Below are 16,629 nucleotides of genomic sequence, written 5' to 3' on the forward strand. Positions count from 1 at the left end.
ATGACCGCACAGGGAATCTACCTCGACAACAACGCCACCACCCGCGTCGATCCGGACGTGCTGGCGGAGATGCTGCCGCTGTTCACCGAGCAGTTCGGCAACCCTTCCTCTATGCACGGCTTCGGCGCCGCGGTGGGCGGCAAGATCGAATGGGCGCGCAAGCAGGTGCAGGCGCTGCTCGGCGCCGCCCATGACAGCGAGATCGTCTTCACCTCCGGCGGCACGGAGAGCGACAACACCGCCATCCTGTCCACGCTGGAGGCCTATCCGAAGAAGAAGAGCATCGTCACCAGCGTGGTCGAGCATCCCGCCGTGCTGGCGCTGTGCGACTATCTGGAGAAGAAGCGCGGCTACACCGTCCACCGCATCGGCGTGGACAACCGAGGCAACCTCGACCTCGACGCCTACAAGGCGGCGCTGGGGCCGGACGTCGCCATCGTCTCGATCATGTGGGCGAACAACGAGACCGGGACGATCTTCCCGATCGAGGAGCTGGCCCAGCTCGCCAAGGCCGTTGGCGCTGTGTTCCACACCGACGCCGTGCAGGCGGTCGGCAAGATCCCGATGACGCTCGCCACCAGCGCGGTGGACATGCTGTCGCTGTCCGGCCACAAGCTGCACGCGCCCAAGGGCATCGGCGCGCTCTACGTCAAGCGCGGCCTGCGCTTCCGCCCAATGCTGCGCGGTGGCCACCAGGAGCGCTCGCGCCGCGCCGGCACGGAGAACGCGCCGGGCATCGTCGGGCTGGGGGCGGCCGCACAGCTCGCGCTCATGCACATGACCGACGAGAACACGCGGGTGAAGTCGCTGCGCGACAAGCTGGAGCAGGCCATCCTGGCCGCCGTTCCCAACTGCTTCGTCACCGGCAACCCGGCCAACCGCCTGCCCAACACCTGCAATGTCGCCTTCGAGTACATTGAGGGCGAGGCGATCCTCCTGCTGCTGAACGAAGCCGGCATCGCCGCCTCGTCGGGGTCGGCCTGCACCTCCGGGTCGCTGGAGCCGAGCCACGTGATGCGGGCGATGGGCGTACCCTACACCGCCGCCCACGGCGCCACCCGCTTCTCCCTGTCGCGCGAGACGACCGAGGAGGAGATCGACCGGGTGATCGCGGTGGTCCCCGGCATCATCGCGAAGCTGCGCTCGCTGTCGCCCTACTGGTCGCAGGCGGGCGCGCCGAAGGAGTTCGCACCGGTTTATTCGTAGAAATATTTACTCGTAACACCGAGATCGCAGGCCGGGCCGGGCCCGCGCCCCGGCAACCCGCCCGACGACACCCGCCGGGACGCGGTTTCCCGGCCCGGTCTGCGACACAAACCTTGGCTCCGTTGCCCCCACCCTCCCCACTGCGTGGGTCCCCTCCCTCCCCCGCTTCGCAGGGGAGGGCCTTGATCCCCTCCCCTGCGAAGCGGGGGAGGGTTAGGGAGGGGGCAAGACCTACCCGAGCTGAGCCCCAATTGAGGATGTGACCGAATGCCGATGGCCGGTTCCACCATCATCAACGACACGACGCTGCGCGACGGGGAGCAGACGGCGGGGGTCGCCTTCACGCTCGACGAGAAGATCGCCATCGCCCGCGCGCTCGACGAGGCCGGCGTGCCGGAGCTGGAGATCGGCATCCCAGCCATGGGGCCGGAGGAGCGCGAGGGCATCCGCGCCGTGGCCGCGCTGGGGCTGAAGGCCCGGCTGATGGTGTGGTGCCGCATGCACGACACCGACCTGAAGGCGGCGCTGGACTGCAAGGTCGGCTTCGTCAACCTGTCGATGCCCGTCTCCGACATCCACATCACCAAAAAGCTGAAGCGCAGCCGCGCCTGGGCCTTGGCGGAGATCGAACGCAAGGTCAAGACGGCCCGCGACCACGGGCTGGAGGTCAGCCTGGGCGGCGAGGACTCCTCGCGCGCCGACATGGATTTCCTGATCGCCGCCGCCACCGTGGCGCAGGAGGCCGGCGCCCGCCGCTTCCGCTTCGCCGACACGCTGGGCGTGCTCGACCCCTTCCAGACGCGCGCCTGCATCGAGCGGCTGCGCCGGGCCACCGACCTGGAGATTGAGATCCATTCCCATGACGATCTCGGCCTCGCCAACGCCAACTCGCTGGCCGCCGTGCTGGGCGGGGCGACCCACGTCAACACCACCGTCAACGGGCTGGGCGAGCGCGCCGGCAATGCCCCGCTGGAGGAGGTGGTGGTGTCGCTGAAGGTGCTCTACGGGCAGGACTGCGGGGTGGACACCCGCGTGCTGGGGGCAATCTCCGACCTCGTGGAGCGCGCCTCCAACCGGCCGGTGGCGGTCAACAAGTCGATTGTCGGCGACGCCGTCTTCACGCACGAGGCCGGCATCCATGTCGACGGGCTGCTGCGCGACCGTGCCACCTACCAGAATTTCGACCCCGCCGAGGTGGGGCGCGAGCACCGCATCGTGCTGGGCAAGCATTCCGGCACGGCCGGGGTGAAGATGGCCTACGGCCAGCTCGGCATCGCCTGCGACGACGCCATCGCCCAGGCGGTGCTGCCGCGGGTCCGCGCCCTCGCCACCCGCGCCAAGCGCGCCCCTACGGCGGAGGAGCTGCGCGCCTTCCACGACGACGCCACCCGCTGGAGCGTCGTCTCCTCGTGATCCGGAGGACTCCATGGCCGCGATCGACGCCCACCCGGACCTCGCCATGAAGGACACCAGCCTGTGGCTGCTGCTGCGCGAGGATGTCGCCTGCGTCTTCGACCGCGACCCGGCGGCGCGCAACGTCTTCGACGTGCTGACCTGCTACCCCGGCATCCACGCGCTGGTGGTTCACCGGCTGTCCAACGCCGTGTGGCGGCGGGGTTTGCGCTGGCCGGCGCGCTTCCTGTCCTATCTGGCCCGCGCCCTGACGAACATCGACATCCACCCCGGCGCCACCATCGGCCGCCGCTTCTTCATCGACCACGGGGCCGGAGTCGTCATCGGCGAAACGGCGGAGGTCGGCGACGACGTGACGCTCTACCACGGCGTGACGCTGGGCGGCACCTCCTGGACCAAGGGAAAGCGGCACCCGACGCTCGGCGACGGCGTGCTGGTCGGGTCCGGGGCCAAGATCCTGGGGCCGATCACCGTTGGCGCCCACTGCCGCGTCGGCGCCAACTCCGTGGTGACCAAGGACGTGCCGGAGGGCATGACGGTGGTCGGCATCCCCGGCCGCGTCGTCCGCCCGGACACCCAGCGGCGGCTGGCCGCCCACGGCATCGACCTCGACCACCACCTGATGCCCGACCCGGTCGGCAAGGCCATCGCCTGCCTGATCGACCACATCAACCGCATCGAGGCCCGGCTGGAAGCCCACGCGGCGGAGGAGGCCACGCGCCCCGCCCCGCCCCACCCCGTCCCGCCATTGAGCGCCATCCGGCTGGACGATTTGCCGCTCGACAGGATTGTCTGCCGGAGCTGCGGCAACCTGTGCGACCAGGACGCCTGCGGCGATCGTAATCACGATCACCACGACAAGCGCTCTCCCGACTTCGGCGCGCGCGCCGATCATTACGTCATCTGAACGGAAAGGACCCCGCCATGAGCTTCAAAGACGATCTGGAGGATCTGGAGACCGCGGAGGACTTCCTGCGCTTCCTCGGCGTCACCTACGAGCAGCGCGTGGTGAACGTGAACCGCCTGCACATCCTGCAGCGCTTCCACGACTATCTGTCGGCCGACACCGGCATGGAGGGGCTGGACGACGAGGGCATGGCCGCCCGCTACAGCGCCCATCTGGAGCGCGCCTACCAGGACTTCGTGGCGTCCAACGCCATCGCCGAGAAGACCTTCAAGGTCCATCAGGAGGAGGCGCGCAAGATGGCCGACCGCTTCGTGCCGCTGGACGCCCTGCTGCCGACCTGATCCGTTTCATCGTTCGTTTCCAAGACGGCCTGCGGACCCGCCCCCGGCGAGCGTCCGCGGGCCGTCGTGCTTTTCGGCCATCCTCCGCGCCTTGCGCGGCCGTTGTCGGGTTTGTCCGGTAGGCGACAGAGGCCGGAGCGGGTTGGGGAATCGGTCCGGCCGGAACGGAACCCCCCTGTTGAGAAGCCGACACGTCCGTTCTTTGTCGTTTTTGCGACAATCTCTCAACAGCCATAAAATTCAATAAATTCAATTCTTTACCGCACTTGCGCAAATCTGGCACGCCGCTTGCTGGTAGGGCCATAGCCACGCCGCGCGACAGGCGGCGGAATGTCAAGGAGATTGGGATGCACATCGTTGTCTGTATCAAACAGGTGCCCGACAGCGCCCAGATCCGCATCCACCCCGTGACGAACACGATCATGCGTCAGGGCGTCCCGGCCATCATCAACCCCTTCGACCTCTTCTCGCTGGAGGAGGCGCTGCGGATCAAGGACAAGGTCGGCGCCCGCGTCACCGTCCTGACCATGGGGCCGCCGATGGCCGAAACCTCGCTGCGCAAGGCGCTGTCGCTGGGCGCCGACGACGCGGTGCTGCTGACCGACCGCAAGTTCGCCGGGTCGGACACGCTGGCGACCTCCTACGCCCTGACCTCGGCGATCCGGAAGCTGTCGGAGGAGGAGACGGTCGATCTGGTCTTCTGCGGCAAGCAGACGGTCGACGGCGACACCGCGCAGGTCGGTCCGGGCATCGCCACGCGGCTGGGCTTCCAGCAGCTCACCTACATCACGAAGATCGAATCGATCGATCAGGGCGCCAGGGAGATCGTCGTGCACCGCCGCTCCGAAGGCGGCGTGCAGGTGCTGAAGACCGCCCTGCCCTGCATGATCACGATGCTGGAAGGCACGAACACCATCCGCTTCGGCAAGATGGACGACATGTTCCGCGCCGCCCGCTACGGCCTGAAGACCTGGAACAAGGACACCACCGGCGCCGAAGAGATGAAGGTCGGGCTGAAGGGCTCGCCCACCGTCGTGTCGAAGGTCTTCGTGCCGAAACCGCGCGCCCAGAAGGCGACGATGGTCGAGGTTGAATCCCCCGGCGCCGAGACCCCCACCGCCGAGGCCCAGGCCGCCGCCGCGGTCGAAGCCATCTTTGGCACCCAGCCGAAACTCGCCGACGAGCTGCTCGCCCGCGCCGCCGCCGGGCTGTGACGCGCCGTTCCTGACGAATCCTCCGCCGGAGACATCCCGATGAGCGAACCAAGCAAGCCGCAGGGACGCAAGTTCCAACTGCCCGAGCACCTGAAGGAATACAAGGGCATCTGGGTGATCGTGGAGCAGGAGCGCGGCTCCGTCCATTCCGTGTCGTGGGAGCTGGTGGGCGAGGCCCGCAAGCTCGCCGACAAGCTGGGGGTCGAGGTGGGGGCCGTGGTGCTGGGCGCCGACAGCCCGGAGCTGAACGCCATCTGCGGCGACGCCTTCACCTACGGCGCCGACGTCGTCTACAAGGTGACCGACCCGGTCCTGGCCGACTACCGCACCGATCCCTACACGCGGGTGATGACCGACGTGGTCAACACCTACAAGCCGGAGATCGTGCTGCTGGGCGCCACCACGCTGGGCCGCGACCTCGCCGGCGCCATCGCCACCACGCTCGCCACCGGCCTGACCGCCGACTGCACCGAGTTGGACATCTACATGGACAACCGGTCGCTGGCGGCCACCCGCCCGACCTTCGGCGGCACGCTGCTCTGCACCATCCAGACGCTGGCCTACCGCCCGCAGATGGCCACGGTGCGCCCGCGCGTGATGTCGATGCCCGACCGCGACGACAGCCGCACCGGCCGCGTGGTCGAGGTGTTCCCGGCGCTGCGCGAGGACGACGTCATCACCAAGGTGCTGAGCTTCATCGCCGACCGCGAGCAGAACGAGGCGCAGCTCGCCTTCGCCGACATCATCGTCGCGGCGGGCAAGGGGCTGGGCAAGCCGGAGAACCTGAAGCTGGTCTTCGACCTCGCCAAGGTTCTGGGCGGCGAGGTCGGGGTGACCCGTCCGCTGGTCCAGGCCGGCTGGACCGGCTTCGACCGGCAGGTCGGGCAGACCGGCAAGACGGTGCGCCCGAAGCTCTACATCGCCGCCGGCATCTCCGGCGCCATCCAGCACCGGGTCGGCATGGAAAAGTCCGACCTGATCCTGGCCATCAACACCGATCCCAACGCGCCGATCTTCGACTTCGCCCATCTCGGGCTGGTCGGCGACGCGCTGACCATCCTGCCGGCCCTGACCGACGCTTTCGGCAAGCGCCTCTCGGTCAACCGGCTGGCCGGCTGAACTACCGGACGAACAGGAGCCAACAGGACCATGGTCGAAAAGTTCGACGCCATCGTCATCGGTGCCGGCCCGTCCGGCAACGCGGCGGCCTACACGCTGGCCAAGCAGGGCCTCAACGTTCTTCAGCTCGAGCGCGGGGAGTATCCCGGCGCCAAGAACGTCCAGGGCGGCATCATGTACGCCGCCGAGCTGGAAAAGATCATCCCGGACTTCCGCGAGGATTGCCCGACCGAGCGCCACATCATCGAACAGCGCGTCTGGCTGCTCGGCGACGACAACTACATCGGCACCAACTACCGGTCGGACGCCTTCAACAGCGACAAGCCGAACCGCTACACGATCATCCGCGCCAACATCGACAAGTGGTTCTCCGAGAAGATTCGCGAGGCCGGCGGCCTGCAGATCTGCGAGACCACGGTGACGGAGCTGATCCGCGACGCCTCCGGCAAGGTGATCGGCGTGCGCACCGACCGCGAGGGCGGCGAGATCCACGCCGACGTGGTCATCATGGCCGACGGCGTGAACGCCCTGCTCGCCCGCCGCACCGGCTTCCAGCAGGAGCTGGCGCCGCAGAACGTCGCGCTGGCCGTCAAGGAAATCCTGTTCATCGATCCCGAACTGATCCAGCAGCGCTTCGGCCTGAAGGACGAAGAGGGCGTGGTCATCGAGATCATGGGCAAGGTGACCAAGGGCATGGTCGGCACGGCGTTCCTCTACACCAACAAGGAATCGCTGACGATCGGCATCGGCTGCCTGATCTCCGACTTCAAGGAAGGCGCCATCCCGCCCTACAAGATGCTGGAGGACCTGAAGAACCACCCCGTCATCAAGCCGCTGATCGAAGGGGCGGAGATGAAGGAATACGCCGCCCACATGATCCCCGAGGGCGGCTACAAGGCAGTTCCGCAGCTCTACGGCGACGGCTGGATGGTGGTCGGCGACGCCGCCCACTTCAACAACGCCGCCCACCGCGAGGGCTCCAACCTCGCCATGGCGTCGGGCCGCATGGCGGCGGAGACGGTGATCGAGCTGAAGCAGGCCGGCAAGCCCTTCAACGCCGCCAACCTCGCCGCCTACAAGAAGAAGCTGGACGACAGCTTCATCATGAAGGACCTGAAGAAGTACCGGAACCTGCCGGGCATCATGCACGAGAACAAGCAGTTCTTCGGCGCCTATCCCGACACGCTGACCGCCGCCGCCCACAGCTGGTTCACCGTGGACAGCGTGGACAAGAGGACGAAGGAGAAGGAGATCATGAAGTCCTTCGTCAAGAAGCGCTCGATCATGGGTCTGGTCGGCGACGCAATCAAGCTGGTGAGGGCCGTGCGATGAGCATCGTGGTCAAGATCGAAGAGAAGCTGTACCAGAACCGCTACATCGTGGACGAGAGCCGGCCGCACATCCAGATCCGCAACGACGCGGTCTGCAAGTCCTGCGAGTCCCAAGCCTGCACCGTCTGCTGCCCGGCGGCCTGCTACACGAAGAACGAGACGGGCAGCGTGACGCTGGCCACCGACGGCTGCCTGGAATGCGGCACCTGCCGCGTGGTCTGCCAGGACAAGGAAAATATTCAGTGGGACTACCCGCGGGGCGGCTACGGCATCAGTTATAAGTTTGGTTGAGGAACGCACCGGCGGTCCTACGGCCTTCGCCGCTGGTCCGCCGGTCGTCTCCCTCTCCTATCCGCCATGACTGAAACCCCTTCCCGCTCCGCGGGGAGGGGTTTTCTTCGTTGCTCCCATCCGAATTTTCAGCCCGCCCGGCGGGTGCAGAAGGGACGAAGGCTGCACATATCCGTTGTATCGAGACCCGCGGAACGAGGGAGACGGAACATGCAGCTTCGTGTCTGCTTCGAGAACATGAAGTCGGTCAACGTCAACGACGCATCCATGATGCGGCATTATGCCGAAAGCTATCTCGCCGACTTCCGGCCAGAATGGGCAGGCTTCATCATGCTGCCGCACAACGAGACCCAGCGCGCCACGATGGAGCCGGCTTGGCAGATGCTGATCCGCAACGCCACGCCGGACATGGAACGCCGTCTGCTGGAGTATGTCCGGGGCAATCCGATGGCCGCCTACCATGTGCACATCTACCGCCGCGATCATGGGAACGAGGTCAAGGTCCATTGACGCCCGAGGGGTTGGACACGGGGCACCGCCCGTAAACATCCACCGGCTGTTCGGACAGGCCCCGGATCGCCCGGCCCGCTGTGCAGAGCAGAAGCAAGGAATCGCCGTTCGCGCCCATCCCGCGGACGGCGATTTTTTCGTTCCGTCCACGCCTGACGCCTCCGAAACCCGCACCGTCGCACGACGATGGAAAAAAGCGGGTGCCTGTCGAAATCCGCGGGAAGTTTGCAATGCGCCTCTCCATCAAAATCCTTCTTCTTGTGGTCCTGAATCTTCTCGGCCTTCTGCTCGCCGTCAGCGATGTCGTCGGGCTGCGCGCACTCAACATGGCGAACGCCGACCTGCGGTCGGTGCATGACGAGCGCGTGCTGCCGCTGCGCAACCTGAAGATCATCTCGGACGCCTACGCCGTCTTCATCGTCGACGCCTCGCACAAGGCCCGCAACGGCAACTTCACCTGGGACGAAAGCCTGGCGTCGACCCGCAAGGCGAAGGAGGACATCCGGTCGCACTGGTCCGCCTATCTGGCCAACACGCTCAACGCCGAGGAACAGGCCCTCGTCGATCAGATCAAGCCGGATATGGCCAAGGCCGACATCCTGATCGAGCGGCTGATCGGCATCCTGTCGGACAAGGACGGCCGGGCGCTGGACGGCTTTGTCCGGAAGGAGCTGTACCAGACCATCGACCCCGTCACCGACCGCATCGGCCTGCTGATCGACCTCCAGGTGCGCGTCGCCGGCGAGAATTACGAGGCGGCCCAGAAGACCTACGACATGGCCAGCATGACCGCCTGGACGCTGCTGGCCGTCGGCATCGCCATGGTGCTGCTGGGCGTGATGGTGGTGGTCCGCCGCGTCGTCGGCCCGGTCGGGCGCCTGACCGCGGCTATGCGGCGTATCGCCGATGGGGACTATGCCGAACCGGTGCCGGAAAGCGGCGGGCACGACGAGATCGGCGCGATGGCCCGCGCGGTGGAGGTTTTCAAGGCAAACGGGCTGGAGAACCAGCGCATGCGCCAGGAGCAGGAGCGCCAGCGCGAACAGGCCGAGATCGCCAAGCGCGACGCGCTGGAGAACATGGCCCAGACGGTGGAGCGCGAAACCCGCAACGCCGTGGACCGGGTGGCCGAGCGCACCGGGCAGATGGAAGGCAACGCCGCGGCCATGGCCCGGTCGGCGGACGCCGTCGGGGCGAACAGCCAGTCCGTGGCCGCCGCCGCGGAGCAGGCCCTGCGCAACGCCCAGACCGTCGCCGCCGCCTCGGAGGAACTGGCCGCCTCGATCCGCGAGATCGGCACCCAAGTGGCGCAGGCCAGCAGCATCACCCGAATCGCCGTGGAGAAGGGCGATCTGGCGCGCGGCACCATCCAGTCGCTGTCCAACGCCGTGCAGAAGATCGGGGACGTCGCCCAGCTCATTCAGACGATCGCCAGCCAGACCAACCTTCTGGCGCTGAACGCCACCATCGAAGCGGCACGGGCCGGGGAAGCCGGCAAGGGCTTCGCCGTGGTGGCCAGCGAGGTGAAGAATCTGGCGAACCAGACCGCGCAGGCGACGGAGGACATCGCCACCCAGATCGGCGAGATCCAGGCCGCGACCGGCGGGGCCGTGGCCGCCGTCTCCACCATCACCGACAGCATCACCGAGGTGGATCAGGTGGCCGCCGCCATCGCCGCCGCGATGGAGGAACAGGCTGCCGCGACCCAGGAGATCAGCCGGAACGTCAACCAGACCGCCGATGCCGCGCGCGAGGTCTCCCGCCGCATCGCCGAGGTCTCCAGCGAGGCGCAGGCCACCGGCGACCGCGCGTCCGACGTGCGCACCGTCGCCGACGACGTCTCGGGGAGCATCGACGAGCTGCGCGGCATCCTGGTCCGTGTCGTCCGCACCTCGATGAGCGAGGTGGACCGCCGCCGCGAGGCCCGCTATGCGGTGGAACTGCCCGCCCGCGCCGACACCCCCGCCGGCAACCGGATCTGCCGCCTGCACAACCTGTCCTCCAGCGGTGCTGCGCTGCAGGTCTGGGACGGCGCCACGAACGGCACGCGCGGCACGCTGCACATCGACGGCTTCGGCATGCCCCTGCCCTTCACCGTCGTGACGGTCGAGGCCCAGAGCTGCCACGTCCGTTTCGTGCTGCCGGACGAGGCGAAGGCCGGATTCGAACAGCGCTTCAGCGCGCTGGTCCGTGACCGTGCCCTGCGGCCGATGGCCGCCTGATCGACTGATGGAGATGGCGCCGGCTCGCTAGAGCGGATTGCAATCCGCTTTGGACCGCGGCGGCGGTCCCGGTCGCACATGCGACCGGAGCCCGCCTCTCGCGGGAACATCGTTCCCGCTGGCGGCAGGCGGATGCCATCGGCATCCGCCGAGAGCCGGCGAATGAGGCGATATGAGTCTAAAGCGAACGGAAGTTCGCTTTAAGCCGGCGCCATCCCATGAATGTAGGCGGCGGCACGGCCAAGTTCATGGTCGGCGCGGGCGACCAGCCCGCCGATGCCGTCCAGCCGCCGGTCCACGCAGGCCAGCTCGATGGCGTCGCTCGCCGCGGCCAGATCGCGCGCGCCGACCGTGCGGGAGGACCCCGCCAGCTTGTGGGCGGCCTGACGCACGCCGTCCCAATCCTCCGCCGCGTGGGCGGCGACCAGACGGTCGCGGCTGGCGCTGTTGGAGACGATGAACTCCTGCAGCAACTGCCCGACGAACTCCATGTCCCCATCGAACAGCGTCGCCAGAACGCCCACGTCGATGGGCGGCGCGTCGGGGCGGGAGTCCGGCGTCGCGACGGATGCCGAGGGAACCGGCGCCGGTTCGGACGCAGGCATGGACGGCAAGTGGCGGTCCAGCAGGCGGCGCAGCTGGCCGATCTCCACCGGCTTCGACACGGCGTCGTCCATCCCCGCGGACAGGCAGCGCTGGGCCTCGCCGGCCATGGCGTTGGCGGTGACCGCGATGATGGGCAGGCGCGGGCGTCCTTTCGTCGCCTCCTCGGAACGGATCAGGCGGGTCAGCTCGAAGCCGTCCATCTCCGGCATTTGGCAGTCGGTCAGCAGCAGCGCGTAATCGCCGGCGCGCCACAGGGCCAGCGCCTGCACGCCGTCCTCCGCCATGTCCGCCGTATGGCCGAGCAGGGCGAGTTGCCGCTGGATGACCTGTCGGTTGGTCGGATGGTCCTCGGCCACCAGGATGCGCGGCGGGGTCGCCGCTCCATCTCCCGCCAGGGACGCTCCGGCCGGGCCGGGATGCCCCACCTCGGCCTCGACCGCCGGCCCGCGGCCCGCGGCGGCCAGCACGGCGCGCACCAGATGGCCGCGGCGCACCGGGCGGGCCAGACCGACCGCGTCGATCAGGGAGCCACGCCCGCCCAGCAGCACCCGCCCGCGCGCCAGCCCAAGCGCTGCGGTGTCCAGCGCCTGCAAATCCGCTTCCGAAGTGGTGAGCACGACGTCGCAGGACGTGCCGGGCGGCAGGGCCCGCATCCCCGCCGCCGCGTCCGGCGCGTCCAGCAGCACGGCACCGTCGGTGTTCAGGTAGCGGGCGAGGAAGCGCCGTTCTTCCGCATCGGCGGCCAGGAGCAGCACCGACAGCCCGGCCAGCGGCGGAGCCGCGACGCCCGCGGCGTCGCCGTCCGCGGCAAGATCGGCGGTGAAGGTGAACCAGAAGGTGGAACCGCGGCCGGGCTCGCTCGTCATTCCGACTTCGCCGCCCATCAGCTCGGCGAGACGACGGCAGATCGACAGACCCAGCCCGGTGCCGCCGAAGCGCCGGGTGGTCGAGGCTTCCGCCTGGGTGAAGGGGCGGAACAGCTGGGCCTGCGCTTCCGTGGCGATGCCGATGCCGGTGTCGGTCACGGTGATCCGGATGGTCGCCCGCCCGTCCTCGAACCGCGCCAGCTCGGCGCGGATGCGGACCGAGCCGGAGGGGGTGAACTTCACGGCATTGCCGGCGATGTTGAACAGCACCTGCCGGATGCGCACCGAATCGCCCATGATCAGCGGCGGCAGGTCGGGATCGACGTAGGTGACCAGCGTCAGGTCCTTCTGCCGCGCCGCCGGGGCCAGTGTCTCGGCCACCCCCTCCACCACCGAAGACAGCGACACCGGGGCGCGCTCCAGATCCAGCCGCCCAGCCTCGATCTTCGAGAAGTCCAGGATATCGTTGATGATGGTCAGCAGCGCTCCCGCCGAATCGCGCACGACGGAGACCAGTTCCTGCTGCTCGGGGGTCAGCGGCGTGTATTCCAGAAGCTCCAGCATGCCCTGGACGCCGTTCATCGGGGTGCGGATCTCGTGGCTCATCGTCGCCAGGAACAGCGACTTGGCCTGATTGGCCGCCTCCGCCTCCGCCCTTGCCGCCTCCGCCGCCTCGGTCGCGGCCACCAGCTCGCGGGTGCGGTCGGCCACCTGGTTTTCCAGGTTGCGTGTCGTTTCCAGCTGTTGATGCGAGCAGCGTAAACCTTTAACGGCCGTTACATGGCATTAGATGACAATACGGCACATCTTTATTTGCGAGGGACAAGCAACGTGACAGCTATAAGTGATTTCGTCCTATGGTGGCGCTGACTCACGGCAGAGGCTTCCCAAGGCTGACAATCCGTGTTTCGACTCGCTATCCACGACGGGGAACAGCGAACGCCGGTGGCGTTGCCGATCCAGGCGAACTGTATGCATCCGGTGAGTGACGCGGATATGTACTTATGCTCGCCAAGTTGCACCGGGCCGGCGAGCTGACGGCCGTGTGGGTACCCGACGGGGCCCACGAGGCGATGCGCGACTTGATCCGGGCTCGGGCGACGGCGTTGCAGGTGTTGGGCAAGTCCCGCCAGCACCCGCGAGGCTTTCTATCGTCATAGCTGATTCGATGCTATGGCCCCATGGGAAGTATTTCGATAATAATTGCTGAGACTAAACGAAAAAGACGCGGACGATACTATGCCTACATCAAGCTCATTTCTTGGTGTTCTTTAGATCGGCTGCAGCCCGCAACATTTTCAGCAGATCCCGGCGACCTCTGTGGGTGTCACCAGTTACTGCCGAAATTGCCACCATCAGCTCTTCATCAAGCACGCCAGCTGTTTGCCGATTAACCATATTGGGTTCGACCCCGGCCTCTGTAGCGTCATCGCGAAATTCGAAATTCAAAATTCGCAAGGAGTGTCGAGCTTTCGCAACTAAGCGACCATGCATCGCTTGGCTAACGGCGGATGGGCTTACACCCGCCGCGAGCGCAAAATTTCTACTGCTTCCATACACTTGGCGACCGCGATCAACCATCTCGCGTAAGCGTGATAGCTCGATCTCGGACAGCTTGTCTTCTTCGCTTGGCCGTGGCATATTCGGAGAATACACATTCGAAATAAGGAGGCAATGGTGGATCTGATTCTGGAGGACTTACCACTCGCCGGCGATCCGCTGGCGCCGTTAAGGGCTGTTCGCTTGAACTCCTGGCTTAGTGGGCATGGCAGCGCAGTGTTATCGTCGAACGTTGGTTCCGCGGAGCTGCCCTTCCAGAGGTGGTTTCACTTTAAAGAAGCATTCTCTCCGAAGTTGGTCATTCAAGCCTTAAAGGCAATGCCAAGAGAGGTAAAACGTGTAGCTGATCCCTGCGGTGGCAGTGGCACAACTTCTCTCACATGCTCAATGATGAATATGGAATGTCAAACAATCGAGGTTAATCCATTCCTTGCCGATCTTATTAGAGCAAAAAACGCCGATTATCAACTCGATGCTCTTTATGCAGACATTGCTAAGGTGCTAAATGCCCCGCCTCCGACGCCAGATTTCAATAGAATTGCTGGCGGTCCGGCTACTCTGGTGGAGCCTGGAGTGGCGGATAGGTGGGTTTTTAACAGAGATGTCGCAGGACGTGTGCTTTCATTCTACAAATCATTGAGATGCAAGCGGCGCCGGCCCATACGCCTTTATTCCGGGTCCTTCTTGGATCAGTGTTGGTTGGCGTCAGCAACGTCGTGATAAACGGAAAAGGCCGTCGCTATCGGAGTGGCTGGAAAGGGCGGCGTGTAACTGCGTATGAAGTCGAGAGCAGATTCAAAAAGGCTTGCTTGGATGCTGCTAGTGATATTGCACGTTTTGGCTCACGTCGCACGGGGAAGGTTCGGCTTTTAGAAGGTGACGCAAGACAACGCGTCCACGATCTTGAGCCTATAGACTGCGCCTTGTTCTCGCCACCCTACCCAAACAGCTTCGACTATACTGACATCTACAATCTGGAACTATGGATGTTAGGTTATCTGTCTGCGAAACACGACAATACAGTCCTTCGAGGCTCGACAATTCATTCGCACGTCCAGGTGCATAGGACCGGTCGTAAGCCTCAGGCATCGTCGGCCATCCTCGATGATGCCTATGAAGCGCTTTCTGCTCGCCGTGAGGCACTCTGGAACCGGAATATTCCAGATATGATTGTCTCGTATTGTGCCGACATGGAGGAGTTGTTGGAGGGGTTAGCGTCTCGCGTTATCCCTGGTGGAGGCGTTGCCATCGTAGTCGGAGGTAGCAGCTACGCAGGCCTTACGATTGACATACCAGAGATTCTGGTGGATTTGGGTAAGAATCTTGGCCTTCAACTTCGCGCTCAGCAATCACTTCGCGCGATGCGCCTTAGTGCACAACAGGGCGGGCAGCACAAGCTGGCTGAAGACCTTCTAGTTTTTGAAGTAGCGCGTTGAAGGAGGAGCCTGTGACCATCGGTAACTTAAGGCTTCGAAGCGCGGGATCTATCGGCGGGACCGCTGGCGATGCTTATGGCCGTGCCGAGTTCGCCGCCGCTCTTGCCGACGTCATTGATGCGGCCGATCCTGACGGTCCAGTGGTGCTTGGCGTAAACGGTCGGTTTGGCGAAGGAAAATCTTCGGTATTAAGTATGCTCGCGGCCTCGCTCGAAAATAGACGGAAATACCGGATCGTCTGGGTAAGTGCGTGGTATACCCAAGGCGCCGACCAACTTCTGTCTGCAATACTATTCCGCATAGCGATGTCAATTCGTGCTGATTGGGCGGGATCGTGGGCCAGTGTTGTTTGGGCACGCGCAAAGCGCATTAGTTTTCCTGTGCTTTTCGCTATTTTGTTCCCGCCGTTGCTTGGCATCGCTATTTGGGCCACGCGTCCTGAAAAGCTAGGTGATATATCTCAGGTTTTCTCCGGGGATATCGCAAAGCTTACACTCCCTGTCGTTGTCAGTACGGCCTTTGCTTTGATAGCGAGATCTGCGAGGCCGCTTGCCAATGCCCTTGGCAACGTGATCTCTGCTCCCGCAGCGGAGCGCGCTGGAGCGCTTTCACACTTTGCAGAGGAAATTGACATCTATGCGTCCTCGTTGCCAAATCGGGGGCGGTTCGTGATCATGCTCGAAGATTTAGATCGGTGTGCGCCGGCGAGGGTGCTAGAAATGGTCAATGCCATTAGCCAAATTTCTACGCATCCCATGGCTAAATATTTCTGCTTCGTTATCGCTTTTGATTATAAAGTGGTTCGCGACAGACTTGCCGAAGCTCTTAGGGAGGGTCAAGAGGAATCCGTACTTGCCACGAAGCGTGCAGCGGAGCATCTGCAGAAAACGTTTACGCTCTCCCTAAACTTGCCACCGCCTAAGATGGAATGGAAGCAGCCAAAGATAACTGATGGTGCTCGCGCTTATTTAGCATCTGGGCGATGGCCTTTGTTAGATGCCGCGGCGATAGCGACCTGTATGGCATGGGCATTAGCATGGGCATACAGCGGCTTTGGGCCTGCGCCACAGCTCGCGCTAATCCCACTTATGTTCATGTTGCTTTTTTCGGCCGCTCGTCTCCTAAGTTGGGTGTGTCGGAGTAGGAAGAGCACGATGCAGATGTCCCTGGAAATCGATAATAATATGCGCATGGCTTTTAATAAGTTATTGCCCGAGAACTTGCGGGAGCGTGTCGTTGCTACCAATCATGCTATTGCTGCTTATCGGCTGTGGGAGATTTACGATGGCAAAAGCCCGGCAGACCAGTGGAAAATCCTCTCTCTGTCGGCATTCATGACACGATTTGGACAACTCGCTAGACCAGAAAACCTTAAAGCTGGCCCAATGTCTTTTAGGGAAGGCGCTGACGAATTTATTAACGCCGGCGCGTTTGAAGGCCGAAGTCTCCACCATTGCCGCGATCCTGAAATGATCGCTGTTTTCCACCGTATTTTCGCGGCACTATCTGAGGTCGTCGCTGTTCCTCCCCTTGCCGAGGTTGGAAGTTCTTCACGTCACCATGTATAGTGACCCAAACAGGCGACTTCTTGCCAAAATTCAGCGGGA

The 16,629-nt window shown here is 64.6% G+C and carries 15 protein-coding genes and 1 pseudogene; 14 read left to right on the forward strand and 2 right to left on the reverse strand.

What is annotated here, in order from left to right; translation table 11 throughout:
• The 10 genes from nifS to H1Q64_RS01115 all read left to right on the forward strand — a co-directional run bounded on the left by nifS (window position 1) and on the right by H1Q64_RS01115 (window position 10,554).
• Window positions 1–1,206 carry a cysteine desulfurase NifS gene (nifS, locus tag H1Q64_RS01070; RefSeq protein ID WP_237904034.1) on the forward strand — a complete coding sequence of 402 codons (1,206 nt, stop codon included), beginning with the start codon at window positions 1–3 and terminating at the stop codon, window positions 1,204–1,206.
• Between the two features lie 267 nt (window positions 1,207–1,473).
• On the forward strand, window positions 1,474–2,619 hold the full coding sequence (gene nifV, locus H1Q64_RS01075) for a homocitrate synthase (protein ID WP_237904035.1): 1,146 nt from the start codon (window positions 1,474–1,476) through the stop codon (window positions 2,617–2,619).
• Window positions 2,620–2,680: 61 nt separating this feature from the next.
• Window positions 2,681–3,526: a serine O-acetyltransferase gene (cysE, locus tag H1Q64_RS01080; protein WP_419468826.1), complete on the forward strand. Its 846-nt coding sequence runs from the start codon at window positions 2,681–2,683 to the stop codon at window positions 3,524–3,526.
• A gap of 17 nt (window positions 3,527–3,543) precedes the next feature.
• On the forward strand, window positions 3,544–3,867 hold the full coding sequence (nifW, locus tag H1Q64_RS01085) for a nitrogenase-stabilizing/protective protein NifW (RefSeq protein ID WP_035672214.1): 324 nt from the start codon (window positions 3,544–3,546) through the stop codon (window positions 3,865–3,867).
• Window positions 3,868–4,214: 347 nt separating this feature from the next.
• Entirely contained in the window at window positions 4,215–5,081 is an 867-nt protein-coding gene (locus tag H1Q64_RS01090; protein ID WP_237904037.1) for an electron transfer flavoprotein subunit beta/FixA family protein, read from the forward strand.
• 39 nt (window positions 5,082–5,120) lie between these two features.
• Window positions 5,121–6,200: an electron transfer flavoprotein subunit alpha/FixB family protein gene (locus H1Q64_RS01095; protein WP_114859154.1), complete on the forward strand. Its 1,080-nt coding sequence runs from the start codon at window positions 5,121–5,123 to the stop codon at window positions 6,198–6,200.
• Between the two features lie 30 nt (window positions 6,201–6,230).
• The gene (locus H1Q64_RS01100) at window positions 6,231–7,532 is read left to right on the forward strand and encodes an FAD-dependent oxidoreductase (RefSeq protein ID WP_103040309.1); all 1,302 of its coding nucleotides are present in this window, start codon (window positions 6,231–6,233) and stop codon (window positions 7,530–7,532) included.
• The gene (locus H1Q64_RS01105; protein WP_094305907.1) at window positions 7,529–7,822 is read left to right on the forward strand and encodes a ferredoxin family protein; all 294 of its coding nucleotides are present in this window, start codon (window positions 7,529–7,531) and stop codon (window positions 7,820–7,822) included. The genes H1Q64_RS01100 and H1Q64_RS01105 overlap by 4 nt, the downstream gene beginning before the upstream one ends.
• Window positions 7,823–8,032: 210 nt before the next feature.
• A complete protein-coding gene (locus H1Q64_RS01110; protein ID WP_014239762.1) occupies window positions 8,033–8,332 on the forward strand; it encodes a hypothetical protein in 300 nt (99 codons plus the stop codon).
• Window positions 8,333–8,562: 230 nt separating this feature from the next.
• A complete protein-coding gene (locus tag H1Q64_RS01115) occupies window positions 8,563–10,554 on the forward strand; it encodes a methyl-accepting chemotaxis protein (RefSeq protein ID WP_237904038.1) in 1,992 nt (663 codons plus the stop codon).
• Window positions 10,555–10,754: 200 nt separating this feature from the next.
• Here the strand turns inward: H1Q64_RS01115 and H1Q64_RS01120 are convergent, their stop codons facing one another.
• Window positions 10,755–12,737 (reverse strand): hybrid sensor histidine kinase/response regulator, encoded by a 1,983-nt coding sequence (locus H1Q64_RS01120; protein WP_237904039.1) that lies wholly within the window; start codon window positions 12,735–12,737, stop codon window positions 10,755–10,757.
• A 296-nt stretch (window positions 12,738–13,033) separates the two neighbouring features.
• On the opposite strand from H1Q64_RS01120, the pseudogene H1Q64_RS01125 reads away from it, so the two are divergent.
• A pseudogene (locus H1Q64_RS01125) lies at window positions 13,034–13,177 on the forward strand (IS110 family transposase); the annotation flags it as partial.
• A gap of 103 nt (window positions 13,178–13,280) precedes the next feature.
• Here H1Q64_RS01125 and H1Q64_RS01130 read toward each other — a convergent pair.
• Complete coding sequence (locus tag H1Q64_RS01130; RefSeq protein WP_237904040.1) at window positions 13,281–13,667, reverse strand: hypothetical protein; 387 nt, start codon at window positions 13,665–13,667, stop codon at window positions 13,281–13,283.
• 36 nt (window positions 13,668–13,703) lie between these two features.
• Between H1Q64_RS01130 and H1Q64_RS01135 the strand changes: the two genes are divergently transcribed.
• From H1Q64_RS01135 to H1Q64_RS01145, 3 genes are read left to right on the forward strand one after another with little or no spacing between them, the layout of a single operon-like run.
• Complete coding sequence (locus H1Q64_RS01135) at window positions 13,704–14,306, forward strand: hypothetical protein (protein WP_237904041.1); 603 nt, start codon at window positions 13,704–13,706, stop codon at window positions 14,304–14,306.
• On the forward strand, window positions 14,282–15,022 hold the full coding sequence (locus H1Q64_RS01140) for a hypothetical protein (RefSeq protein WP_237904042.1): 741 nt from the start codon (window positions 14,282–14,284) through the stop codon (window positions 15,020–15,022). The genes H1Q64_RS01135 and H1Q64_RS01140 overlap by 25 nt, the downstream gene beginning before the upstream one ends.
• An 11-nt stretch (window positions 15,023–15,033) precedes the next feature.
• Complete coding sequence (locus H1Q64_RS01145) at window positions 15,034–16,590, forward strand: KAP family P-loop NTPase fold protein (RefSeq protein WP_237904043.1); 1,557 nt, start codon at window positions 15,034–15,036, stop codon at window positions 16,588–16,590.
• Window positions 16,591–16,629: the final 39 nt, after the last annotated feature.

Origin of the sequence: Azospirillum brasilense (genome assembly GCF_022023855.1) — a bacterium.
Lineage (GTDB): Bacteria > Pseudomonadota > Alphaproteobacteria > Azospirillales > Azospirillaceae > Azospirillum > Azospirillum brasilense_F.

Coding starts and splice junctions, on each gene's coding strand:
- nifW (WP_035672214.1), top strand. CDS start 3,544: ATGAGCTTCAAAGACGATCTGGAGGATCTGGAGACCGCGGAGGACTTC.
- H1Q64_RS01105 (WP_094305907.1), top strand. CDS start 7,529: ATGAGCATCGTGGTCAAGATCGAAGAGAAGCTGTACCAGAACCGCTAC.
- H1Q64_RS01130 (WP_237904040.1), bottom strand. CDS start 13,667: ATGCCACGGCCAAGCGAAGAAGACAAGCTGTCCGAGATCGAGCTATCA.
- H1Q64_RS01095 (WP_114859154.1), top strand. CDS start 5,121: ATGAGCGAACCAAGCAAGCCGCAGGGACGCAAGTTCCAACTGCCCGAG.
- nifS (WP_237904034.1), top strand. CDS start 1: ATGACCGCACAGGGAATCTACCTCGACAACAACGCCACCACCCGCGTC.
- H1Q64_RS01100 (WP_103040309.1), top strand. CDS start 6,231: ATGGTCGAAAAGTTCGACGCCATCGTCATCGGTGCCGGCCCGTCCGGC.
- H1Q64_RS01090 (WP_237904037.1), top strand. CDS start 4,215: ATGCACATCGTTGTCTGTATCAAACAGGTGCCCGACAGCGCCCAGATC.
- nifV (WP_237904035.1), top strand. CDS start 1,474: ATGCCGATGGCCGGTTCCACCATCATCAACGACACGACGCTGCGCGAC.
- H1Q64_RS01110 (WP_014239762.1), top strand. CDS start 8,033: ATGCAGCTTCGTGTCTGCTTCGAGAACATGAAGTCGGTCAACGTCAAC.
- H1Q64_RS01115 (WP_237904038.1), top strand. CDS start 8,563: ATGCGCCTCTCCATCAAAATCCTTCTTCTTGTGGTCCTGAATCTTCTC.